23 protein-coding genes and 1 pseudogene are annotated in these 23161 nt (G+C 61.7%); 11 read left to right on the top strand and 13 right to left on the bottom strand.

Annotation, left to right across the window (positions count from 1 at the left end; translation table 11 throughout):
* Positions 1-3 precede the first annotated feature (3 nt).
* Positions 4-1344: an ABC transporter substrate-binding protein gene (locus AC0L2H_RS28070; RefSeq protein WP_473593270.1), complete on the bottom strand. Its 1341-nt coding sequence runs from the start codon at positions 1342-1344 to the stop codon at positions 4-6.
* 165 nt (positions 1345-1509) lie between these two features.
* Between AC0L2H_RS28070 and AC0L2H_RS28075 the strand changes: the two genes are divergently transcribed.
* On the top strand, positions 1510-2658 hold the full coding sequence (locus AC0L2H_RS28075) for a Gfo/Idh/MocA family protein (protein WP_473593271.1): 1149 nt from the start codon (positions 1510-1512) through the stop codon (positions 2656-2658).
* 9 nt (positions 2659-2667) lie between these two features.
* Positions 2668-3648, top strand: coding sequence for an alpha/beta hydrolase (locus AC0L2H_RS28080; protein ID WP_473593272.1), 981 nt, complete (start codon positions 2668-2670; stop codon positions 3646-3648).
* Here the strand turns inward: AC0L2H_RS28080 and AC0L2H_RS28085 are convergent.
* The 3 genes from AC0L2H_RS28085 to AC0L2H_RS28095 form a co-directional block, all read right to left on the bottom strand.
* Positions 3636-4658 carry a LacI family DNA-binding transcriptional regulator gene (locus tag AC0L2H_RS28085; protein ID WP_473593273.1) on the bottom strand — a complete coding sequence of 341 codons (1023 nt, stop codon included), beginning with the start codon at positions 4656-4658 and terminating at the stop codon, positions 3636-3638. The genes AC0L2H_RS28080 and AC0L2H_RS28085 overlap by 13 nt on opposite strands.
* A 171-nt stretch (positions 4659-4829) precedes the next feature.
* On the bottom strand, positions 4830-5159 hold the full coding sequence (locus AC0L2H_RS28090) for a rhodanese-like domain-containing protein (RefSeq protein ID WP_473593274.1): 330 nt from the start codon (positions 5157-5159) through the stop codon (positions 4830-4832).
* A 76-nt stretch (positions 5160-5235) separates the two neighbouring features.
* Positions 5236-5571: an ArsR/SmtB family transcription factor gene (locus tag AC0L2H_RS28095; protein WP_473593275.1), complete on the bottom strand. Its 336-nt coding sequence runs from the start codon at positions 5569-5571 to the stop codon at positions 5236-5238.
* A 124-nt stretch (positions 5572-5695) separates the two neighbouring features.
* Here AC0L2H_RS28095 and AC0L2H_RS28100 point away from each other — a divergent pair, with 124 nt between their 5' ends.
* The 7 genes and pseudogenes from AC0L2H_RS28100 to AC0L2H_RS28130 all read left to right on the top strand — a co-directional run bounded on the left by AC0L2H_RS28100 (position 5696) and on the right by AC0L2H_RS28130 (position 16458).
* Entirely contained in the window at positions 5696-6988 is a 1293-nt protein-coding gene (locus AC0L2H_RS28100) for an NAD(P)/FAD-dependent oxidoreductase (RefSeq protein WP_473593276.1), read from the top strand.
* Positions 6989-7017: 29 nt separating this feature from the next.
* Entirely contained in the window at positions 7018-7221 is a 204-nt protein-coding gene (locus tag AC0L2H_RS28105; protein ID WP_473593277.1) for a YgaP family membrane protein, read from the top strand.
* Between the two features lie 88 nt (positions 7222-7309).
* Positions 7310-8320 (top strand): efflux RND transporter periplasmic adaptor subunit, encoded by a 1011-nt coding sequence (locus AC0L2H_RS28110; RefSeq protein ID WP_473593278.1) that lies wholly within the window; start codon positions 7310-7312, stop codon positions 8318-8320.
* On the top strand, positions 8317-11583 hold the full coding sequence (locus tag AC0L2H_RS28115; RefSeq protein WP_473593279.1) for an efflux RND transporter permease subunit: 3267 nt from the start codon (positions 8317-8319) through the stop codon (positions 11581-11583). The genes AC0L2H_RS28110 and AC0L2H_RS28115 overlap by 4 nt, the downstream gene beginning before the upstream one ends.
* Positions 11584-11817: 234 nt before the next feature.
* Positions 11818-12654, top strand: a complete 837-nt coding sequence (locus tag AC0L2H_RS28120) for a universal stress protein (RefSeq protein WP_473593280.1) — start codon at positions 11818-11820, stop codon at positions 12652-12654.
* 59 nt (positions 12655-12713) lie between these two features.
* A pseudogene (locus AC0L2H_RS28125) lies at positions 12714-15280 on the top strand (cation-translocating P-type ATPase).
* A 50-nt stretch (positions 15281-15330) separates the two neighbouring features.
* On the top strand, positions 15331-16458 hold the full coding sequence (locus AC0L2H_RS28130) for an AI-2E family transporter (protein ID WP_473593281.1): 1128 nt from the start codon (positions 15331-15333) through the stop codon (positions 16456-16458).
* A gap of 78 nt (positions 16459-16536) precedes the next feature.
* Here AC0L2H_RS28130 and AC0L2H_RS28135 read toward each other — a convergent pair whose 3' ends face one another.
* Genes AC0L2H_RS28135 through AC0L2H_RS28150 form a run of 4 tightly spaced genes read right to left on the bottom strand, consistent with a single transcriptional unit; the run spans position 16537 to position 18896 of the window.
* Positions 16537-17232 (bottom strand): VIT1/CCC1 transporter family protein, encoded by a 696-nt coding sequence (locus AC0L2H_RS28135; RefSeq protein ID WP_473593282.1) that lies wholly within the window; start codon positions 17230-17232, stop codon positions 16537-16539.
* Positions 17229-17633 (bottom strand): OsmC family protein, encoded by a 405-nt coding sequence (locus AC0L2H_RS28140; RefSeq protein WP_097574216.1) that lies wholly within the window; start codon positions 17631-17633, stop codon positions 17229-17231. Before AC0L2H_RS28140 ends, AC0L2H_RS28135 begins: the two co-directional genes overlap by 4 nt.
* Positions 17620-18300 (bottom strand): phosphoribosyltransferase, encoded by a 681-nt coding sequence (locus tag AC0L2H_RS28145; RefSeq protein ID WP_473593283.1) that lies wholly within the window; start codon positions 18298-18300, stop codon positions 17620-17622. The genes AC0L2H_RS28140 and AC0L2H_RS28145 overlap by 14 nt, the downstream gene beginning before the upstream one ends.
* A gap of 38 nt (positions 18301-18338) precedes the next feature.
* Entirely contained in the window at positions 18339-18896 is a 558-nt protein-coding gene (locus AC0L2H_RS28150; RefSeq protein ID WP_473593284.1) for a Spy/CpxP family protein refolding chaperone, read from the bottom strand.
* A gap of 339 nt (positions 18897-19235) precedes the next feature.
* On the opposite strand from AC0L2H_RS28150, the gene AC0L2H_RS28155 reads away from it, so the two are divergent.
* The gene (locus AC0L2H_RS28155) at positions 19236-19400 is read left to right on the top strand and encodes a hypothetical protein (protein WP_473593285.1); all 165 of its coding nucleotides are present in this window, start codon (positions 19236-19238) and stop codon (positions 19398-19400) included.
* Between the two features lie 779 nt (positions 19401-20179).
* Here AC0L2H_RS28155 and AC0L2H_RS28160 read toward each other — a convergent pair.
* The 5 genes from AC0L2H_RS28160 to AC0L2H_RS28180 form a co-directional block, all read right to left on the bottom strand.
* Positions 20180-20476, bottom strand: a complete 297-nt coding sequence (locus AC0L2H_RS28160) for a hypothetical protein (protein ID WP_473593286.1) — start codon at positions 20474-20476, stop codon at positions 20180-20182.
* Positions 20473-20751: a hypothetical protein gene (locus tag AC0L2H_RS28165; RefSeq protein WP_473593287.1), complete on the bottom strand. Its 279-nt coding sequence runs from the start codon at positions 20749-20751 to the stop codon at positions 20473-20475. Before AC0L2H_RS28165 ends, AC0L2H_RS28160 begins: the two co-directional genes overlap by 4 nt.
* Positions 20752-20765: 14 nt before the next feature.
* Positions 20766-21170: a hypothetical protein gene (locus tag AC0L2H_RS28170; protein ID WP_473593288.1), complete on the bottom strand. Its 405-nt coding sequence runs from the start codon at positions 21168-21170 to the stop codon at positions 20766-20768.
* A 197-nt stretch (positions 21171-21367) separates the two neighbouring features.
* A complete protein-coding gene (locus AC0L2H_RS28175) occupies positions 21368-21589 on the bottom strand; it encodes a hypothetical protein (RefSeq protein ID WP_473593289.1) in 222 nt (73 codons plus the stop codon).
* 19 nt (positions 21590-21608) lie between these two features.
* Positions 21609-22130 carry a hypothetical protein gene (locus AC0L2H_RS28180; RefSeq protein WP_473593290.1) on the bottom strand — a complete coding sequence of 174 codons (522 nt, stop codon included), beginning with the start codon at positions 22128-22130 and terminating at the stop codon, positions 21609-21611.
* 377 nt (positions 22131-22507) lie between these two features.
* Here AC0L2H_RS28180 and AC0L2H_RS28185 point away from each other — a divergent pair, with 377 nt between their 5' ends.
* A complete protein-coding gene (locus tag AC0L2H_RS28185) occupies positions 22508-23155 on the top strand; it encodes a BON domain-containing protein (protein WP_473593291.1) in 648 nt (215 codons plus the stop codon).
* The last annotated feature ends 6 nt before the right edge of the window (positions 23156-23161 follow it).

A 23161-nucleotide genomic window follows, 5' to 3' on the forward strand; every position in this document is an offset into this window, starting at 1 on the left:
TGGTTAGCCGACGATCTTGTTGATCTGATCGGAAAGCGCGTCCATCTCGGCCTGGACGTTGCCCGAAACCAGCGCCTTGGAGATGCCGGACTGGAGCGCGAGCGTCACCTTGGCGTATTCGGGCGTGATCGGCCGCGCCGTGGCGCCGGTGAACACCTTCTCGAGGCTCGCCATGAAAGGCTGTTCCTTCTTGATCTGCTCGTCCTGGAACAGCGCCGGGCGCGTCGGCGCGAGGCCGAAGTTCAAGGCGATGCGGTGCTGGGTTTCGGTCGACGACAGCCAGGTCAAAAGTTCGATCGCGGCTTCGCGCTGCTTGGAGTTGGCGTTGACGCCGAGCTGGTAGCCGCCGAGGCAGGCCGCACTCTTGCCGCCGGGAAAGGACGGCAATGGTGCTACGCCAACCTTGTCGACCACCTGCGAGGCCTTGGCGTCCTGGGCGATCGGATAGACATAGGACCAGTTGCGCATGAACATAGCCTTGCCCGAGGTGAAGGGCTGGCGCGACGGTTCCTCGTCCCAGGACAGCACGTCCTGCGGGCTGATCTTGGTCTTGGCAATGGTATCGTGAAGGAACTGGATCGCTTCGACGGCCGCCTTCTGGTTGATCTGCGACGACTTGCCGTCGGGGGCAAGGATCGCGCCATTGTTGGAGGTGATGATCTCGACCGCGTCGCAGACCAGAACCTCGGCCTGCTTGCCTTGCCAGAGATAACCGAAATCGACATCGCCGGCCTTCTGCGCCGCGGCGGCGATAGTCGCCATGTCGGCCCAGTTGTCCGGCACCTTGCCGCCATGCTTCTCCAGCACGTCCTTGCGGTAGTAGAACATGCCCGAATCCATGAACCAGGGAAGGGCGGTCAGCTTGCCGCCATAGGTACAGGCGTTGAGGGTTCCGGTGAAGTAGGCGCTGCGCTTGTCCGCCGGAAAATACTCGTCGAGCGGCAGGGCCCAGCCGGCGGCGGCAAAGCCGGCAATCCAGATCACGTCCTGGCTGAAGACGTCAGGCGTGCCGGTGCGGCGGGCAAGCTGCTGGACGAGACCCTGATAGACTTCCGTCGAGGAACTCGGCGGCGGCAGTTCGATGTTCTTGACCAGAACGCGGTCCTGCGATTCGTTGAAGGCCTTGATCAGGTCGCCGAAGGTTTCCTTGCCGAAGAAGGCAGCGCTGGCAAAGCTGATTTCGGCGCGCGACTGGGCGCGAGCCCGGCGAACGCCAAGCCCGGTGCCGAGCGTCGCCGCTCCCAGCAGTCCGGCACTGCCAATGAGAAACTGCCGACGGTCGGCGATGGTCACATGCGCAGCAGACTTCGAGCCGGAAACCGGCCCTTTTTTCATGTCAGTCATTTTCTCCTCCTTGCGCTGGCAGCCTCCCAACCAGCATTTCCGCATGTTCCATAAAAATTTTACGCGCGTCAAGAATTAAAATGCTTTATAGCGGCTTTCGAATGTGATCCGTTGCCGCTTCAACGGTTCAAACAGGCTATTATCGCGTTGGGAGGTGAGACCGAAATGCAGCCAAAATCAAAGGCAAAGCTCGGCGTTGGCGTTGTCGGATGCGGCAACATCTCGATGACCTATTTGCGCAATGCGGCTTTGTTCGGCGAGGTGGAGCTGCGCGCCTGCGCCGACATATCGCCCGACATGGCGGCCCTTCGCGCCAGTGAGTACGGCATCCGGGCTCTCAGCGTCGACGCGCTTCTGGCCGATCCGGGTATCGACCTTGTCCTCAACCTGACCATCCCGGCGGCGCATTTCGACATCTCGTTTTCAGCGCTTTCGGCGGGCAAGCATGTCTTCACCGAAAAGCCGCTGGCAACCTCGGCTGCCGACGGCCGCCGGCTTGTCGACGAGGCGGCGAAGCGCGGGCTGCTGCTTGGTTCGGCTCCCGATACCTTCCTCGGCGCCGCCGGGCGGCGCGCACGCCGCCTGATGGACGAGGGCGCGATCGGTCGGCCGGTGACCGGCACCGCCTTCATGATGGGGCGCGGCATGGAGCACTGGCATCCCAATCCGCAATTCTACTACCAGCCCGGCGGCGGCCCGGTTTTCGACATGGGGCCTTACTACCTGACGATGCTCGTCAATCTGCTCGGGCCGATCCAGCGCGTGATGGCGATGGCGACGCGCGGCCAGGAAGAGCGGCTGATCACCGCCGAAGGTCCCTTCAAGAACACCAGCTTCAAGGTCGGCACCCCGACCAACATCCTCTCGCTATTGGAATTCCGTTCCGGCGCCACCGTCACCTTCGGCGCCTCCTGGGACGTCTTCAAGCACTCCAACCACCCGATCGAGCTGCACGGGACGGAGGGCTCGCTGCGCCTGCCCGACCCCGACACGTTCGGCGGTACGGTCTCGCTGTCGGAGCGAGGCGCCGACTGGGCCGATTTCCACAGCGAAAGCGAGCTCTACGGCGCGCGCAACTGGCCGTTCGCCGCGCCGGACCGCGCCAACTACCGCATGCTCGGCGTTGCCGACCTTTCGCGGGCGCTGGCAACGGGCAGGAAGCCGCGCGCCTCCGGCGACCTCGCACTGCATGTGCTGGAGATCATGGAGGCGATCCTGGCTTCGGGGGAGAGTCGCGAATCGGTCGCCGTCAACGGCACAGTCGATCAACCGCCGCTGCTTGGCGAAGACGAGGCGGCAAGCCTGCTTGCCTGAGATCCGCCCATGACGACATCGCCCTCCGTGCCTTTACTCGATCCCGAGGCTCGGCACGTGCTCGACCTCGGCCGGCAGGCCGCCGTCCGGCCATTCGAGGCCGGGACGCCCGAAGAGGCGCGCCGCGCCTATGACGAGGGATTTCCCGCACTCCAGGGCGAGCGCGAGCCGGTCGCTTCGCTGAGCGAGCGAACCATCGCCGGGCCGGGCGGCCCGCTGACGCTCAGGATCTATCGCGGGCACGACGCGCCAGCAACAGATGCTCCCGCGCTGCTCTATCTGCATGGCGGCGGCTGGGTGATCGGCAATCTGGAGTCCCATGACGAGATCTGCCGCTGGTTCGCCAACATGGCGGCCTGCGTCGTCGTCTCGCCCGCCTACCGGCTGGCGCCGGAGCATAAATTCCCGGCCGCGGTCGAGGATTGCCGCGCCGTGCTCTCCTCCATGCGACAGGCGGCCGGCGACCTCGGTATCGACGCAAGGCGCGTTGCCATCGCCGGTGATAGCGCAGGCGGCAATCTCGCTACGGTGCTCAGCCTGCTCGCACGCGACGACGGAATCAAAGTGACGACGCAACTGCTGTTCTATCCGAACACGGATGCGTCTCAGACGGCGGACAGTTATCGCCGCTTTGCCGACGGTTTTGGCCTCACCGCGGCCACCATGGCCTGGTTCCGGGATCACTACATAAGCAGAGCCAGCGACATCGACGACTGGCGCGTCTCGCCGCTGAAGGCGGCAAGCCTTGCCGGAGCGCCGCCGGCCTTCCTCGCAATCGCCGGTCACGATATCCTGGCCGATGAAGGCGAGGCTTATGCGAAACGTCTGCAAGATGACGGCGTAACGGTCGTGTTGCGGCGCTGGCCGGGACAGATCCATGGCTTCGTCTCGATGGGCCGCCATGGTCCGGCGGCGCGGCAAGCTGTCGGTGCCGCGGTCGCGGCCTGGCGCGGCTTCGATCCGGCTTTTGGCAAGGCTCAGGCCGACTGACGCATCACCAGCGTCGCGTCGAGGTTGACCTTGGCGGTAACCGTCGCCTCATCGTCGTCCATCAGGGCCAGCAGCGTCTCGACGCTGCGCCCAGCCATGGCGGCGAAATCCTGCGCCATGGTGGTGAGGCCGGGACAAGTGTAGCGGCTCAGCGGATGATCGTCATGGGCCGCGACACGCAGGTCGCAATCGCCCTTGCGACCGACCTTGAGGCCGCGCGCATACGCTGCCGCCATCACGCCGAAGGCCAGACGGTCGTTGTTGCACAGGATGGTCTTTCCCGGCAGGCCGCCATCGTCCAGCATCTTTTCGGTTTGCTCGTAGCCGATCCGTTCGAAATCCCATGTGTAGTCGTCGGTGTTGCCGATGACGACAGGCTCATACCCGAGCCGCTGCATGGCGCCGACATAGCTGGCCAGCCGTTCCGGCGAGTTATGGTTGACGTGCGGGATATCGAAATAGACCGGGGCGTCGCCGGACCGGCACAGATAGTCGACGATGGTCGAGACACTCTGCGCGTTGTTGTTGCCGACGAAGGGCGTTCCGCCCTCAAGATAGGTGTCGAAATAGACGACTGGTATGGCTTGTGTCAGCTTTTCCAGCGTGAGGCGGTCCGAGCGCAGGCCGAGCGGCGCGATGAGCGCACCGGAAACCTTCAGCGACAGGATGGTTCGCGTCGCCTCCACTTCGAGATCGCGCGAACCGTGCGAGGAGATGACGATCGGCCAGTAGCCTTCGTCGCGCAGCCGAAGCTCGATGCGACTGACCATCTCCGAATAGAAGGGATCGGCGACCGTCGGCACCATGATGCCGATGCTGCGGGTGCGCTTGCGATTGAGGTTGCGCGCGAACAGATTGGGCTGGTAGTCGGACGAGCGCAGCGCCTCCTCGATGCGTTTTCGCGTTGCCGGCTTGACGCTGGTCGGATCGTCGAAAAATTTCGACAGTGTCGGCCTGGAGACGCCGCAGGAACGGGCGAAATCCTCCATCGTCTTGTGCGTCATCGACATTCAAACCCTCGCGTCATGGACCTGGCTCCATGCGCTGCCCGGCTCTACATACGGTCAGCCGGCGTGCAACTGCAAGGCGAAATTTTACGGACAAGTTCTCTGGTTTCAACGCGTATCAGTAAATTATTCCATGCGTAAATTTATTAATTGACGCGAAAAGCGCAAGCCGTATCAGCTTGCCAGAGGAAAGCCATGCGCACGCCAGGCGCCGATGCCGCCGCCCAAATGGGTGTCGTGCGATTGTCCACCAGCCTTGGCGATGGCGATTGCTTGCGACGAGCGGCCGCCGGCCTGGCAATAAAACACAACGGGTTTGTCGGATGGGATGAGCGCCATCTTCTCACGAAGCCTGCCCAAGGGAATATGAATGGCCCCTTCTATATGTCCGGACGCCCATTCGGCGTCCTCCCTGACATCGACAAGCGTGACAGTGTCGCCCATCTGACGCAGTTGCGTCGGCGTCAGCGTTTTGACCGACGACCGCGACCCAAATCCAAACATTGCACTTCTCCTGTTTCCTCGCGATGCGGCATGCAGCGCATCCGCCTTTGGGATTGCCGATGGCAACAGCTTCTCGTCAGGGGCAGAAAGCCGAGTGAAGCGCTTCCACGACCGTGAGCACTTCCGGCCGCGTGATGCGGTAGTAGACAGTCGTGCCATCGCGCCGCGACTCGACCAGGCCGTCAGCACGCAACCGCATCAGTTGCTGCGACATCGGCACCTGGTCGATGCCAAGCAACTCGCGCAGTTCCGCGACAGAGCGCTCATCCTTCCCCAACGCGCAAAGGACCAGGAGCCGTTGCGGATGGGACAGGCTCCTGAGCAGGTCCGCCGCCTTTCCCGAAGCCGGGATCATCTCTTTTACATTCATTCTCTTGAATTTATAATCTTTGAATGTTAATTGCAAGCCCATCGGCAGGCTCGCGAGCGGCGCAACCTTACCATCGCGCTCCCCGGTTTAGGAATTGAGCCAGATCAACGCAAGGCTGCAGCCTTGCTGTCAGGTTACTCGAACAGGGAACATTGGGAGAAGTCCTATGTCACATGTCGTCGTCCTCGGGGCCGGTCTTGGTGGAACGATCATGGCCTATGAAATGCGAGAGAAGCTGCGCCGCGAGGACAGCCTGACGGTCGTCAATCTCGGCACATCCTATTCCTTCGTGCCTTCCAATCCCTGGGTGGCCGTCGGCTGGCGCAAGCGCGACGACATCACCGTCGACCTCGCCGCAACTTTCAAGCGGCGCAACATCGCGCTTAGACCCGAAGGCGCCAAGAAAGTGTATCCGAAGGAAAACCGGATCGAGCTCAATGACGGTACGTTCGTCGACTACGACTACCTGATCGTCGCGACCGGGCCGGACCTCGCGTTCGATGAGGTGCCCGGCCTCGGACCTGCCGGATATACGCAGTCGATCTGCCACATCGACCATGCGACCGCGACGAAGGCGAAGGTCGATGAACTCGTCCGAGAACCAGGTCCGGTCATCATCGGCGCCGTCCAGGGGGCATCCTGCTACGGGCCCGCCTATGAATTCGCCTTCATCCTCGACACCGCGCTGCGCAGGGCCAAGGTGCGCGACCGGGTGCCGATGACCTTCGTGACGCCCGAGCCCTATATCGGTCATCTCGGCCTGGATGGCGTCGGCGATACCAAGGGCCTGCTCGAGAGTGCCATGCGCGATCGGCACATCAAGTGGATCACGAACGCCAAGGTGTCGTCGGTCGACGCAGGAACCATGCATGTGGAGGAAGTAAACGAGGACGGTTCGGTGAAGGCCAAGCACGACCTGCCCTTCACGTTCTCGATGATGCTTCCGGCCTTCCGTGGCGTGGCGGCGGTGAAGGACATAGAGGGCCTGGTCAATCCGCGCGGCTTCGTCACGATCGACAAGCATCAGCGAAACCAGATCTATCCGAACATCTTTTCGATCGGTGTCTGCGTCGCCATTCCCCCAGTCGGCAAGACGCCGCTGCCGGTTGGTGTTCCAAAGACCGGCTTCATGATCGAATCCATGGTCACGGCGACGGCGGAAAACATTGGCGCACTGTTGCGCGGCGAGGAACCGCGGGCTGTCGCGACCTGGAACGCGGTCTGCCTGGCCGATTTCGGCGACGAGGGCATCGCCTTCGTGGCGCAGCCGCAGATCCCGCCACGCAACGTCAACTGGTCATCGCAGGGCAAGTGGGTGCACGCGGCCAAAGTGGGGTTCGAGAAATACTTCCTGCACAAGGTCCGTCAGGGCAAGAGCGAGACCTTCTACGAGGGACTGGCACTCGACTTGCTCGGCATCAAGAAGCTCAAGGCCATTCACATGGAGCCGGCCGAATAGGCACGGCGCAGATTTCAGGAGACAAGATTATGACTATCGACAAGGCAGTTCTGATGTTTGCGGGGTTCATGGTGCTGATCTCCGTCGCGCTCGGCTATTACCATTCGCCCTACTGGTTCCTGCTGACCGTTTTTGCCGGGCTTAACATGGTGCAGGCTTCGCTTACCGGCTGGTGCCCGGCAGCTATCGTCTTCAAGAAAGTTGGCTGCAAGAGCGGCGTCGCCTTCAAGTAACAGCCGACTTTCCAGGACCGGCGACCCATACGGGAGGTGCCTTCGCGCCTCCCGTCCTTTCAATTCGTTCCGTGAACGGCGCATTGCGATGAGATACGTACGATTCCTCCCGGCCAACGGGCTTCTGCTCGGCATCACGCTGCTCGTCAACGGCGGCGCGTTGGCGGCGGACTTCACAGTCAAGGCAGCCACCGTCATCGAGATGAAGGCGGTTTACGGTCAGGTCGAGAGCCGCACGATCGTGCCGGCACGCGCTCGCATTTCCGGCACCATCACCGAGGTGCGGATGACGGAAGGCCAGGTCGTCAAGAAGGGTGATGTGGTCGCTACCGTAGCCGACGACAAAATAGCGCTGCAGCTTCGCGCAGCGGATGCCAAGATCGGCGCCCTCAATTCCCAGATGGAGAATGCCAAGACCGATCTGCAGCGCGCGCAGGACTTGCTGGCCAAAGGCGCCGCGACCCAGAGCCGGGTCGATGCAGCTCAGACCCAGTTCGACGTCATCACGAGCCAGCTGGCGGCAGCGATTGCCGAAAAGGCCGTTACCCAGCAGAGCGCCAAGGAAGGCGACACCTTGGCTCCGGCCGACGGTCGGGTGCTGACGGTTCCAGTGACGGCCGGCTCGGTGATCATGGCGGGTGAAACGGTCGCCCGGATCGCGTCGGGACAGTACTATCTGCGACTGTCGCTGCCGGAGCGGCACGCGACGGAGATCACGGAGGGAGCTCAGGTCGATATCGCCGAACGCGGCATCGGCGTGGAAAGCGGTTTCATCAAGGCCCGCCAAGGGCGCATCGCCAAGGTCTATCCGGAGATCGAGAACGGCCGCGTCATCGCCGATGTCGAGGTCGCCGACATCGGCAGCTTCTTCGTAAACGAGCGTACTTTGGTGTCGATCCCCGTCGCGAAGCGGACCATGCTCGGCGTGCCGCCGCAGGCGGTCAGCACGGTACATGGGATCGACTACGTCACAGTCGATGCGGCGGACGGACCACTCGGCGTGGCAGTCGTGCTCGGCGAGCGGTACCAGGATGGCGGACAGCCTCGGGTCGAGGTTCTGACCGGGCTCGCCGAAGGCGACAAGGTCGTCCTGCCATGAAACTTGGCATCGCCGGCGGGCTCACCCGCTCGTTCATCGCTTCGCCGCTGACCCCGCTCTTCCTGCTAGCGGCGCTGGCGCTTGGGTTTGTCGCCCTTGTGACGCTGCCACGCGAAGAGGAGCCGCAGATTTCCGTGCCCATGGTGGACATTCGTGTCGTGGCCAATGGGCTGAAGGCGGAGGATGCCGTCAAGCTCGTGACCGAGCCGCTGGAAACCATCATCAAGGGCATCGATGGTGTTGAGCACGTCTATTCGCAAACCGCGGACGACGGTGCGCTGGTGACTGCGCGCTTCAAGGTCGGCACAAGTTCCGACGCCGCCGTTTTGCGCGTTCATGACAAGGTGCGCGCCAATATGGACCGCATTCCGGTTGGCATACCCGAGCCACTGATCGTCGGGCGCGGCATCGACGACGTCGCGATTGTGGTGGTGACGTTGACGCCGACGCCCGAGGCCGCCAATCGCTATTCTTCGGCCGATCTGACGCGGCTGGCGCACGAGCTGCAAGTCGAGGTCGCCAAACTGCCGGATATTGGCCTGACCTACATCGTCGGCGAACAGCCGGAAGCGATCCAGGTCGAGCCGGACCCGGAAAAACTCTCTCTTTACGGCATCACGCTGCAGCAGTTGACGGCCAAGATCGCCGGCGCCAACACGTCCTTCCAGATTGGCACGCTGCGTGACGAGGGCAAGCAGCGCGTGGTGGTCGCCGGCCAGACCCTGCAGACGTTCGGTGATATCGGCAACCTGCTTCTGACCGCGCGGGATGGGCGGCCGGTTTATGTGCGTGACGTGGCCAGGATTGTGTTGGCGACGTCGCCGGCGGAGAACCGGGTCACCAACATCGTCAAGTCCGACAAGGGACTTCAACGGGCGCCGGCCGTGTCGCTGGCGGTGGCCAAGCGTCCGGGCACCAATGCCGTTGTCATCGCGGATACGATCGTCAAGCGCCTTGACCAAGTGCGGGGGGAAATTTTCCCGAAGGACGTCGAGATGGTCGTGACGCGCGACTACGGCGAGACCGCGAACGAGAAGGCAAACGAACTGCTCTTCCACCTCGGCCTCGCGACCATATCCATCGTCGTGCTCGTGGCGGTCGCCATTGGCTGGCGCGAGGCGCTGGTGGTGGCCGTTGTCATCCCGACGACGATCCTGCTCACGTTGTTTGCCTCACGAATCATGGGCTACACGCTGAACCGCGTCAGCTTGTTCGCGCTTATCTTTTCCATAGGCATCCTGGTCGACGATGCGATCGTGGTGATCGAGAACATTGCCCGGCATTGGGCCATGGATGATGGTCGGTCCCGCAAGCAGGCGGCGATCAACGCCGTAGCCGAGGTCGGCAATCCGACCATCGTGGCGACGCTCACCGTGGTCGCGGCGCTCCTGCCAATGCTGTTCGTGTCTGGTCTGATGGGTCCGTATATGAGCCCGATCCCGGCCAACGCCTCGGCGGCAATGCTGTTCTCCTTCTTCGTCGCGGTGACGCTGACGCCGTGGCTGATGATGAAATTCGGCAAGAAGGGCCACGCCTCGGCGCATGCCCATGATGCCAGTAGCAGCGGTGGGGCGCTCGGTCGCGCCTATATCGCGGTCGCAAGGCCCATCTTGAAGTCGCGGCTTCGGTCGTGGACCTTCCTGCTTGTCGTCGGCGCAGCGACCATGGCTTCGATGGTGCTTATCTACACCAGGCACGTCACGGTGAAGCTCTTGCCGTTCGATAACAAGACCGAATTGCAGGTGGTTGCCGACTTGCCCAAAGGCTCCTCTGTCGAGGACACCAACCGGCTGTTGCAGGCTGTAGTGAATCGTCTCGCCGACGTGGCCGAGGTGGTCTCGTTCCAGACCTATGCCGGTACAGCAACGCCTTTCAATTTCAACGGCCTGGTGCGCCATTACTATCTTCGCTCCGGACCCGAGCAGGGCGACGTCGCAGTCAACTTGGTGGGGAAGGGAGAGCGCAGTCGTCCAAGCCATGCCATCGCCCTCGACATCCGCGAACGGCTGAGGGGCATTGCCATGCCGGAAGGCACCGTGCTCAAGGTGGTCGAGCCACCGCCTGGTCCGCCGGTGCTCGGGACCCTGCTGGCGGAGATCTATGGGCCTGACGCCGAGACGCGCCGCGCGGTGGCGGCAAAGGTGCGCGAGACCTTCTCCTCTATCCCGTTCATCGTCGACGTCGACGACAGCTTCCACAACCAGCCGCAGCGCATGCGGCTGTCGATCGACCAGGACAATCTCGAATATTACAAGGTCGAGCAGTCCGACGTGTACGACACGCTGAACTATCTCTACGGCGGCACGACGGTCGGCTATTCCCACCGCGGCGGCGGCCGCCAACCGATCCCGATCCGCGTGGCGCTCTCGAAGAGCGACGGCGTCGTCGACCAGCGCGCCCTTACGACGCCGGTCCCGGCGAACGCGCTGCCCGGCGCACGTGACGTGGTGGAACTCGGCGACGTCGTGCGGGTGACGCGCGAGCCTGCATCCTACCCCATCTTCCGTCACAACGGGCGACCCGCCGAGATGGTGATGGGGGAACTCGCGGGCGCATTCGAGGCGCCGGTTTATGGCATGCTCGCCGTGAACGATACCATCGCCAAGGCCGATTGGGGCAACCTGCCGAAACCGACGATCGCACTGCACGGGCAACCGGACGACGAATCCAAACCTACACTTCTGTGGGACGGGGAGTGGGAAGTGACGTGGGTCACCTTCCGCGACATGGGTGCGGCCTTCGTGGTGGCGATCCTGGGCATCTACATTCTCGTTGTAGCGCAGTTCGGTTCGTTCAGGCTGCCGCTGGTCATCCTGACCCCGATCCCGCTGACACTGATCGGCATCATGCTCGGCCATTGGGCCTTCGATGCGCCGTTCTCGGCCACCTCAATGATCGGCTTCATCGCGCTCGCCGGCATCATCGTGCGCAACTCGATCCTGCTGGTGGATTTCATTCGCCATTCCAAGGGCGCCGACAGGCCGCTGGTCGACGTGTTGCTCGAGGCCGGCGCCATCCGCTTCAAGCCGATCCTGCTCACCGCGATCGCAGCGATGATCGGGGCGGCAGTCATCCTGACCGACCCGATTTTCCAGGGGTTGGCGATTTCGCTGCTGTTCGGCCTCGCCTCGTCGACGCTGCTGACGGTGCTCGTCATTCCCGCTATCTACGTGGCGCTGCGCGGCGGCTCGAAGCAGGACATCGACAGCGATGCGCCGGCAGAGTTCAAAGCGGCCAACCAACCAGCCCCAACTCCCGCGTGAACCAGCAAGGGACATGACCACGGCTACAGTGGCCTGACCTGAGAAACGTCGCGGCTGGGATCAAGCGGCCGGACCCGGTCTTTCGACCATGTGGCAATTCCTGAATCAGCGTGTCCATCATCTAGTGGATACGAATTTTGCGGTGGATCAAAGCTGAAGCCGCCCATTGCCTCTATGGATGTCGCCTGGGTCGGCGAGAAGGTCGCTTGACCGCTGCTATGGAGGCGAAATCAGATGAAGATCATGGCAGTCCTCTGTCTGGCGACCTACCCTGGAGCGAATTCTCCGGCCGTAGCCGCAAATGCAGTTGCCGTCGCCAAGCAACTCGGCTCAACACTTCATGCAATTGCCGTCAATGTCGACATTCCCGACGTTTCGAATGCGCTCTCGAGCTACTTGCTCGATCTTCCCAACAAGATACGGGAGGTCGAGGCGACCAGCCGCAAGTGCGGCAGCGTTCTGCTGGATGCGAGCACGCAAGAAGCAGCGCATGGCGGTGTGACCCTCACCACGCAGGAATTGACGGCACAGCCGGCCCTGATGGGTGACGTTGCCGCAAAGCACTCCCGCTATTTTGATGTCTGTTTGGTCGGCATGTCAGCCGATAACCAGACGGCGCGAACGACGGCCGAAGCAGTACTGTTCGGTTCGGGTCGGCCGACCTTGCTTCTTCCAGATTCCACCGATGTCGGTGTGCTGGACCATGTCGTCATCGCCTGGGACGGCAGCCGCGTGGCGGCACGGGCCGTCGCCGACGCACGGCCGTTCCTGGAACGCTCTTCCAAGGTGACGGTCGTCAGCGTGACCGACGAAAAGCCGCTGTCCGGAAAGGACATCGGCGAACGTCTTGCCGAGGGCCTGCGAATGCGCGGACTCACCGTCGAAGCCACTTCGATCCAGACCGGTAATCGTTCGATCGGTGTTGCTCTCCAGGAGCATTCGCTCAAGATCGGCGGCAAGCTGCTGGTCATGGGTGGATACGGTCATTCGCGGATCAGGGATTTCGTGCTTGGCGGCGCAACCGAGGGCGTTCTCGCGGATCCGCGGCTTCCGATCCTCCTGTCGCACTGAATAGCGTCTCGTGAGAGGCTGCCGTGACATCGGCTGACAGTCAGACAGAGACAGTTGACATGACCCAACCCGTCTCGACGGCGGATGTGTTTTCCGGCCTTTCAGAGGCCGAGGCGCAAGCTAGACTTGTTGCCGAAGGCTATAACGAACTGCCAAGGTCCAGTCGACGCACGCCGTTGCGGATTGCCTTCGAGGTCATTCGCGAGCCGATGCTGGCGCTGCTCCTTGGCGGAGGCGTTGTCTATCTGCTTCTGGGCAATCTGGAGGAAGCGCTGATCCTGCTGGCCTTTGGCACGATGTCGATCGGCATAACCATCATACAAGAGACACGCACCGAGCATGTTCTGGAGGCGCTGCGTGATCTCACCAGCCCTCGCGCCCTGGTCATCCGCGGTGGTGAACGCAAGCGCATTGCCGGTCGCGAGGTTGTTCGGGGGGATCTTATCGTGCTCGGCGAGGGTGACCGGGTGCCGGCCGATGCCATCCTTCTCCAGAGCCAGGACCTTCAGAGCGACGAATCCCTGCTTACCGGCGAATCTGTGCCGGTCCGAAAGATTGCTGCTGACAGCGCCCCGCCACTGACCGAACGCAGGCCAGGCGGTGACGACCTGCCTTTCATATTCTCGGGTTCGCTCATCGTTCGCGGTTCAGGCATGGGCGAAGTCCTGGCGACGGGGCCGCGAAGTGAAATCGGCAAGATCGGCCACTCGCTGCGTTCCATGGAGACAGAACCGCCGCGATTGCAGGCGCAAATGCGGCGCGTCGTACGCATTTTTGCAATGGTCGGCGGCGCGGTCAGCGTCGTTGCGGTCCTGCTTTACGGGCTTCTGCGAGGCGGATGGCTTGACGCCGTGCTCGCGGGCATCGCGCTTGGCATGTCCATGCTGCCGGAAGAGTTTCCCGTCGTGCTGACGATCTTCATGGCCATGGGGGCGTGGCGCATATCACAGGCGCGCGTCCTGACCCGCAGGGCCGCGGCAATCGAAACCCTCGGCTCGGCGACCATCCTTTGCACCGACAAAACAGGCACACTCACCGAGAACCGGATGACTATTGCCGAACTTCGGACGGCTGATGGAAAGTCGTTTCGGACGGCGGTCAAGCCGGACACCGTTCTGCCGGCGGCATTCGCCGATCTGGCCGAGACGGGTGTGCTTGCCAGCGCCGAGATACCTTTCGATCCCATGGAGATCGCATTCCACAAGCTCGGCAAGGAACGGCTGTCCAAACACGACATTGTGGGCAATCCGGATTGGGGACTGGTCCACGCATATCCGCTTCGACCCGGACTGCTGGCGATGTCGAATGTCTGGCGGTCGACAAGAGGCCGGGGCAATTCGCTGGTTGCGGCAAAGGGCGCGCCCGAGGCGATCGGGGCGCTATGCCATCTGAACGCAAAGGAGTTCAAGGCACTGAAAGGCTCGATCGAAGCCATGGCGACCGAGGGGCTGCGCGTGCTCGGCGTGGCCCACGCGTCGCATCGCGGCACCGACTTGCCGGAGACGCAACACGATTTCGAGTTTGAATTTCTCGGGTTGGTCGGCCTGACGGATCCACTGCGCGCGAGTGTTCCCGAAGCCGTGAGCGACTGCCGTTCCGCCGGCATCCGGGTGATGATGATCACCGGCGACTACCCCGCAACCGCCAAAATGATCGCGCGCCTGGCCGGCCTTGATGCCGAAAGCGTCGTGACCGGCATGGAGATGCAGGCGCTCAGCGACGACGAACTGGCACTGCGCTTGAAGAGCGCAACCGTGTTCGCGCGCAGCCTGCCCGAACAGAAACTTCGCATTGTCAACGCGCTGAAATCGAGTGGCGAAATCGTCGCCATGACTGGCGACGGGGTCAATGACGCGCCGTCGCTCAAGGCAGCCAACATCGGGATTGCCATGGGTGGCCGTGGCACCGACGTCGCACGCGAGGCGTCGTCGATCGTCCTCCTCGACGACGATTTCAGTTCAATCGTCAAAGCCGTTCGGCTTGGCCGCCGCATCTTCGATAATCTGCGCAAGGCCATGGGGTTCATCTTCGCGGTCCACGTGCCGATCGCGGGTCTCTCGCTGCTGCCGTTGCTGTTTGGCTTGCCGATCCTGTTCGGGCCGATACATATCGCTTTCTGGAGATGGTGATCGATCCCGTCTGCTCGCTGGTCTTCGAGGCCGAAAGCGAAGAAGACGATGTCATGCGCCGTCCGCCTCGCAAAAAGGACTCGTCACTGTTCTCCTGGCCGTTGGTCGGGTGGGGGCTGATCCAGGGAACGCTCGCCTTCGCGCTTCTCGCCGGCATCTACCTCGTCGCGCTGAGACAGGGCATGGTCGAGAACGAAATCCGGGCCCTGACGTTTTTCTCGCTGGTGCTGACAATCGTGGGACTGATTTTTGTCAACCGCTCCTTCAGCGCATCGCTTCTGACCGCGCTCATCAGGCCGAACCGGTCGCTGATGATTGTTGTCGTGGCTGTCGCTTTGATGCTGGGCGGGACGCTTCTGTGGCCGTTTGCCACCAGTCTTTTCCGCTTCGGACCGCCGCATCTCAGCGATCTGGCAGTAGCGCTGACCGCGGGATCTGCCGTCCTGGGATGCCTGGAATTGCTGAAGCCATTCTGGCGGGAACGGCTGAAGGCCTAGCCCGTAAGTTCAATAAGCCAGTCCACGACCGGTCGTCGGTTGGAAAAGAGTTGGTTGTCAACAAAGGTTGGAAACGTGAAGGATACTCCAGAACGAACCGTTTCGGTGTTGGCACAATGAACATTGATGATCCACGAGTTCATGGAAGCCACCTGGGTACGCTTGTGCTTGCCGCCGCCGCGATCGTTGGGATTGTCGTCTGCGTGCTTCTGGCCGAGCCGTTCTTGGGCGCGATCACATGGGCGCTGGCCCTGGCAATCCTCTCTGCTCCTTTCCATGCCTGGATCGAGACGAAGTTTAAGCATCCCAACCTTGCCGCGATGATTTCGGTCTTGGCGATAGTGCTCCTCGTTGTTGCCCCGGCAGCTTTGCTGGCAGGGCGGCTGGTCGAGGAAGCAGCCTCTGGGGCAGCCTCCGTCCGGGCACGGGTGGCTGATGGAGAGCTGCAGCGTCTCCTGGACGCCCATCCCGGCATCGCACCTATTGGAAAGTGGATAAACCAACAGATCGATCTGCCCTCGATGATGGCGAGTCTCGCAACATGGCTGAGCAACGCCGGTGCGACGTTCGTCAAGGGCTCTGTGTTGCAGGTGGCAGAAGTCCTGCTGACCTTCTACATGCTGTTCTATTTCCTGCGTGATCGGAACGCAGTCGCGCGCCTGTTCCGCGACTGGCTGCCGCTGGACGGCGCTGACACCGAGCGGCTGTTTCAGCGAGTGTTCAATACCGTCCATGCCACGGTATACGGGACGCTCGCCGTGGCAGCAGTTCAGGGTTCCTTGGGCGGGCTGATGTTCTGGATCCTCGGGTTGCCGACGCCCCTTTTTTGGGGCGTAGTGATGAGCCTGCTTTCCGTCGTGCCAGTGTTGGGTTCGTTCGTCGTGTGGATACCGGCGGCAATCCTCCTCTTGCTTGATGGCGATTGGGGCAAGGCTCTTATCCTCGCGGCGTGGGGCGGCATCGTCGTAGGCGGGATTGACAACGTTCTTCGTCCGATGTTGGTCGGAAACCAGCTGAGGCTTCACACGATTCCCGCTTTCATATCGATGATAGGTGGGCTCGCCCTGTTCGGGGCTCCAGGATTCATACTGGGACCCTTGGCTGTCACGGTGACGATGCTGCTCGTCGAGGTATGGGCTGCACGCGATAAAATCAGCGGCCGCAAGCGACCGGACTGATCTCTTGCCGAAATGTCCGGCGGACGACAGTACGGGGTAAACGCGCGGTCGGATCCGGGCGCTGGGCTCGTCCGCAGCTTACACCGCGGTGCCGACCAGCGCGCCGATACCGGCGGTGAGGGCCATGGCAAAAGCGCCCCAGAAGGTGACGCGCAGCGTCGCCCGAAGAATGTTGGCGCCGCCCGCGTGAGCGCCGATGCCGCCCAGCAAGGCGAGGAAAAGCAGGGACGCCAGCGAGACCGCCGGTACAAGCATGGAGGCCGGCGACACCAGCACCATGAGCAGCGGCATGGCCGCGCCCACGCTGAAGGTCGCTGCCGAGGTCAGCGCCGCCTGGATCGGCCGCGCCGTTGTCATTTCGGAGATGCCGAGTTCGTCATGGGCGTGCGCGGCCAGCGCGTCCCTGGCCATCAGCTGATCGGCGACCTGGCGCGCCAGGCCAACTTTAAGCCCGCGCTTGACGTAGATCTGCGCCAGTTCCTCGCGCTCGAACTCCGGCTGGATCCTGAGTTCCTCGCGTTCGCGGGCGAGGTCGGCATTCTCGGTGTCTGACTGGGAACTGACCGAGACATATTCGCCGGCCGCCATCGACATGGCGCCAGCCACCAGCCCGGCTATGCCGGCAACCAGAACCTGCGAAGTCGGCGCGGCGGCCGACGCCACGCCGACGATCAGGCTGGCGGTCGAGACGATCCCGTCATTGGCCCCCAGCACGGCGGCACGCAGCCAGCCGATGCGCGACACGAGATGGTTTTCGACATGCAGGCGGCTCATGCTTTTCTCCTGATCGTGCCTTCGAGTTTCGTGGCCGCCGCCACGGTGTTGGAAATCGTGCCGTACTTGCGCACGTTCTTGTGCAGCAGCTCCAGCCGCTGGTCGGTTTCATCGGTGTCGACGACAAGTTCGTAGTCGATGGAGGCAATCCCTGGCGGGCTGTCGCGCCGAACCGCGTGCAACGCGACCTTGACGCCGCGCAGCTTGAAACCGAGCATCGGCGTGACGCGCTCGATGCCCTTGATCATGCAGGCGGCGATGGCCGCCAGAAGCAGTTCGGCTGGATTGAAGGCATCGGAACGACCTTCAAGGCAAGTGTCGAGAACAAGCGCGGCATTCTTGGTCGTGGCGACGCTGCCTCGCGCATCGGTCCGTCGGGCTTCAACGCTATATTCGAACATGTCGGATTGTTCGTTGATCCGCATTGCGTTCCTGCCCAGCTTTGGCCAGTGCTTCCGTCACTTCATCATCGGTAAGCTGGGGAAAGCTGCGGTAGTGGTGACCGAGGGCATGGAAGCGCGGCGGTTGGCTAAGGCATACGATCCAATCCGCCTCCTGTGCGAGCTCGACCAACGTGTCGGGCGACGCAACAGGGATTGCCACGACGATCTCGCGCGGCGACCGTCGCTTCAGCGCCCGGATCGCAACCTTCATGGTCGTCCCGGTCGCGACGCCGTCATCGACGATGATGGCCGTCTTTCCGGCGATCGACAAGGGTTGGCGCTTGCCACGATAGGTGAGCCGGCGCCGTTCCAGTTCTGGGCGCTCCTTGGCGATCAAGACGCGAAGCTCGTCATCGTCGAGTGCGTAGGCCTCGACGATCTCGCGGTTCAGCACGATGTCCGGGGGGTTGCCATCCACGATGGCCGCGACAGCCAGTTCAGGATTTCCCGGCGCGCCAACCTTGCGCACGATCACCAGATCGAGTGGCGCCTTCAGGGCTTTGGCCACCTCCACCGCGACAGGGACACCACCTCGCGGCAAGGCGAGAACGACCGGCTGATGTAAACCGAGTTTCTCCAACTCAACGCCAAGCTTTTGTCCGGCCTCCTGACGATCGCAAAACATCGGTCAATCCACCGGCCAGAGCTGACGAAGCGATTTCTTCATCGGGACATCATTCCAGGCCCGAAGCCGCCGGAGCGCCCCATGCCCATGCCCATCATCGGCAGGACGATGTCGTCGGCTGCCTTCTTCTGCTCGTCGCTCAGCGTTGCGTATAGCTTTTCGACCGACGCCCTGATGGATTTCACCTGCTCAAGGCGCGCTTCGAGATGGCTCTGTTGGTAGGCCAGGCGCTCGGGCAGGGGCTTCTTCAGAAACTCACCGCCCTGGAATTCCTTCATCATGGCCTGCATCAGCGCGTTGTGCGCTTCGGCTGTACTGCGGATCACGCCGGCAAGCTCGTCCCAGGAAGGGGTCTGCTCGTCGGTGATCTTCAGTTCCGTCTTGAGGAAAGCGAGGCGCCCGTCAATACGATCGAGTATCTCGTCCGAGTCATAGCCGCCCATGGGGCCGCCCATACTCCATTGACCCATCATCATCCGGCCCATGCCCCACCGAGGCCACCAACCGGACTCATTGTCTTCCGCCCCAGCCACAACAGGCATTGCGACTACGCTCAGCATCAGTCCTGCAGCTAAAATACCTCGCACATTCAACATTGATTGCCTCCTTCACAGCAAACTGCCTGAAGCCAAGGAAATCATACGGTGACGTTGGCGGCCTTGACCTGCATCAACGAGACGGCATCGTCGCAGGTGCGGATTGCTCAAGGGGGGACATTCGTCTCGGGAATGGTTCCAAGGCTGCTGAGGTCCCGCGCACCTGAAGCACGCCTTTGGTGGAACTGACGCATACTGGCGGGATCAGGCGCGGCGGTTTGAAAGGGATCGAACTGCGGCTACTCGATGCACCCGATTTTTGTCGCGATGCCTGTAAATCCGGCTATGCTATGTTGTAAACGTACAAACAGGGAAGCCGCTGCGGCTGCTATGTGATGAGTGGATAAGCGGATCGCCCAGTTAAATATCGCGCATTTTCGACAGCGCTTGACCGGGGAACAGGACGAGGTCAAGCGGAAGACCCTGCTCGACCTGCTTGCGAAAGAGGAAGAAAAACTCAGACAAGCCGGGCAGGCTGATGAGGGAAAAAAACAGGCAAAATAAATAGAAAAATGCGCCAACGCTGCTAGAGCCGGATGATTTCAGGTCAAGTCGACCTGAAATCTGGATCCGGCTTCGGCATCATGCTCTAGACTCGTTATTGGCAGGTTCCCATATTCGCCAATGGCTAGGTGAGATACCGACCCGCTCCTTCGTGTCCGACTTAATCCAGCCTGTCAGTACACGCCTGCAGGGGAAAACGAGCGCGTGAGGGCCGTCCCTGTCCATAACGGCCAATTCCAAATCCCGATCGAAAGGGGCGGTCGATATCGGTTGCCACATGGATTCATCTTTGGATGGAATGGCGAAGGCATCCTTGACGCAAGTCAAATCCGACGACTTTCGTCTTGCGTGCCGGGCACGGGAAGGTGTTCCGGACGGTGACCGGCGGTCGAGTTTACCGCCGCTGGGCCGTTACGTGCTGCAGGGTCTGCCATCTCACGATCTCACTGGTGCGCAGGCCCGGCAAGTTGCTCATGCCTTCTGCCTGGGGGGCGGAGAGGCACGGGAAGTCGGTCCCGATTGTGAGGCTGATATCACCAAGATCGATACGACCATCTGCCCGTGCTTATGAGATCAATGGTGCAATAGACGAAATCGCGAAATCCGGTTTGGTCCTTATGGGATTCCACCTAGAAAGCTGCCGGCATGGCTTAACATTACCTCGGGAGCCAATTGCGCGGAGTTAGCTATTTCTAACCCTCTGCTCGCTTTCGACTAAGGATGAAGAGCATCCACGCATCAATCACACGGCGTTGAAGCGATAGCCGGTTTGCGGAGTGCTACTGGATACCCGTCTTGTCGGGCGGTCTGCCCTGCTCTGGAAAATCCAGAAACTTGATATGCAAAAGCGCCGTAACCGCCGCGTCTCTGATCAATCCCAGCGAGCGTTCTACTTCCGCATACCGCCAGTATCCTGCCCGGTCCCGCGACCGCACTTCCGGGCTGAACCCATGTTCGTTGATGTAGGCCAGCATGCTGGAGATGGTGCGGATGCTGTGCTCGATCTGTCGTTCCTCTGCGTCCTCCTTTTCCATATCCATGCGAAAAGCATCTTCGCCGGTTTTCACGATTTTCATGCGTCAATCCTTTTTGCATGTTCTCGCTCCCGGAGAACGGCTGCCATCATCGCCACCGCATCCACACGAGGGAATAATCCACCGATCTCATGCGCCCAGGAAAACGCCATCCATGCATCCGGATTATCAGGGTCGAGACCGTAATCGATCTGCGCGATTTGCAGCGGCCTCATGTGAAGCACATAGCGCAGCATGTGAAACTGCTCCTGCCATGCCTCGTCGTCTCCATTGGCAAACAGGTTCTTGCGGGGAACCGGCTCGGGAAGTGCCGCCATGAACACTGAGCCTTCTACAGAACGGCTTTGAGAAGGCGCTCAATGTCGCTTTCCAGCCATCTGACTTCTCGCGTCACCATTCGCGCGTATCGGCGCTGACGACGCGGATCGTCTATCGACTGATCGACCAGCTTGCCGAAATCCTTGATCGCATGGAGGCGGTTGCGCGTGAAATATCCCGCATCCTGTTGTGCGAGACGCCGCCGTTCGTGCTCTTCCCTCTGCGCCTCAAGGCTTTCGCCTATTGAAAGATTTTTCACGACACGCGCCCTGGCCGCGAACATCTGGGCGCGGAGTGCGAGCCTTCTGGCTTGCTCGCGAGCAACCTTTCCACTCCTGAACGGATCGGCTTCGCTCGCGGCGATCAGGTTTCGCATCGTCCCGATCTGTCTTTCGAGGATTTCGAGCATCGACATCATGTCCTTCTGCTGCTTCAGCGGCGAATAATCGCCCGCCGAAGCCTCCGAGAACGGGACTGCCGCGCCCATGGCGGCCACCGCGGAACCCGAAACGAACTGCCTGCGACTAATACCCATGGCACCCTCCTCGTGATCCCGCGCGGCGCGGGCGTTAAATTGAACTGCTCCGGGATCTTGATCTCTTCAGCTCACCCTGCCTATGGCTGCACTCCGAACTCTTCGGCAACGGCTGATTGGCGCTGGATCATCCTTGTCGTTTCGTCTTCGAACGCGCTCGGGTTTCGTGAAAGGCGATCCATCGTTTCTTCAAAGATCATCATCGCGGCGATAGAGTACCGGTTCATCGCAGTGTCCGGCACAATCGCCAGGCGCCTGCGTTTGCTCTGCTCGGCAAGCTCGCGATAATCGCGTGGCGTCAACTCGTGCCCCACGACCTTCCTACACTGTTCGCACAATCACGTTGAGCAGTTCATCCACGTCGCCGGCGAGGGCGCGACATTCCTCCCCGATCTTTCGGGCATAGCTTTGCCGCTGTCCGGGCGTGCATTCTCCTCCCGCGATATGCTTGCCGACGTTCTGAATGGCGTCCGCCCGATCTCTGACTTTGGTCCAGGCCATGCCTCTGTCGCGTCGGCGTCTTTCATGCTTCGCCTGTTGCTCTGCAAAGCTTTCGTTCAAAGCCAACTTCCGGACCACATCCGCATTCCCCGCCAGCATGTGGGCACGGTGGTAGAGGACAAGGGCAAAACGCCTGACATCGAGAGCGGACCCGGCCGGATCAGGTCCGCCTTCCGCCAGGGCTTCGCGAATTTTTCCGATCTGCCGTTCCATGGCATCAAGCATCAGCGCGATGTCGTCGGGCTCTGTCAGCGGCGGCACCGCCGCGACGGACACCGGCAGAGCGGTGCCGACGGCAGTGATTGCCGCGCCGGAAACAAACTCTCGGCGGCTGATGCTCATGACGCCCTCCGGCTGGCCCCGCGCGTGGGTGCGCGCAGGCGTTTCGGCGACTGTTCTTGAGATGCAGGCTACGATTCTAGGGCGAAAATCGGAGAAGTGAATCCCATTTATTTTTTGAAATTTGCCCGCCGACTCTTGACAGGTCTGGGCGGGATTCCGGCGCGTCGCGAGAGCGACGGGGCGGACTGGAAGAGCTGCCCCTTGGATGAGGGACAGCTTGCTTCAGCGGCTGGCGTCAATACTCGCTTGCGAGCATGATCGTTAGAACGCGCCGCGTCTCTGAGCCGACATTGAGCCGGATCAATGAGCAGGGGCGCAAAGAATGCTTTTGTTGTCGTTGCGGGCGAGAAGTCCGCTCAACAAACAGGAGACAGACCATGACGGATCTAACGTTGCGTCAGAACATTCTCGATGAGTTGGAATTCGAACCGAGCATCGACGGTGCCCACATCGGCGTCGCCGTCGAAGACGGCATCGTCACACTGACCGGGCATGTTTCTTCCTATTGGGAAAAGATAACCGCCGAAAATGTGGTCAAGCGCGTCAAGGGCGTGAAGGGCCTCGCCGAGGAAATCGAAGTTCGGCTGGTCGGCTTGAAAGGAACCGCCGACGACGAGATCGCCAAGCGCGCGGTCGATGCGATCACCTGGAATGTCTCCATTCCGAGGGACAAGGTGCAGGTCAAGGTGCAGGACGGATGGATCACGCTAACGGGGAAACTCGAATGGCAGTACCAGAAGAATGCCGCGGCCGAGGCCGTGCGCGGCCTGGCGGGCGTCGTCGGCGTTGCCAACCAGATCGACATCATTCCACGAGCCTCGGTATCCGACATCAAGAAGCGCATCGAGAATGCCCTGAAGCGCGATGCCGAAACCGAAGCACACTCGATCCGCGTCAACGTTCTGGATGGCAAGGTTACCCTTGAAGGCAAGGTCCGGGCGTGGTCAGAGCGCCAGGCAGCGGAACGTGCCGCCTGGTCGTCACCGGGCGTGCGAACCGTGGACGATCGTATTTCCATAATCTGATGGCTC

The organism is Mesorhizobium sp. WSM4871 (genome assembly GCF_055811295.1).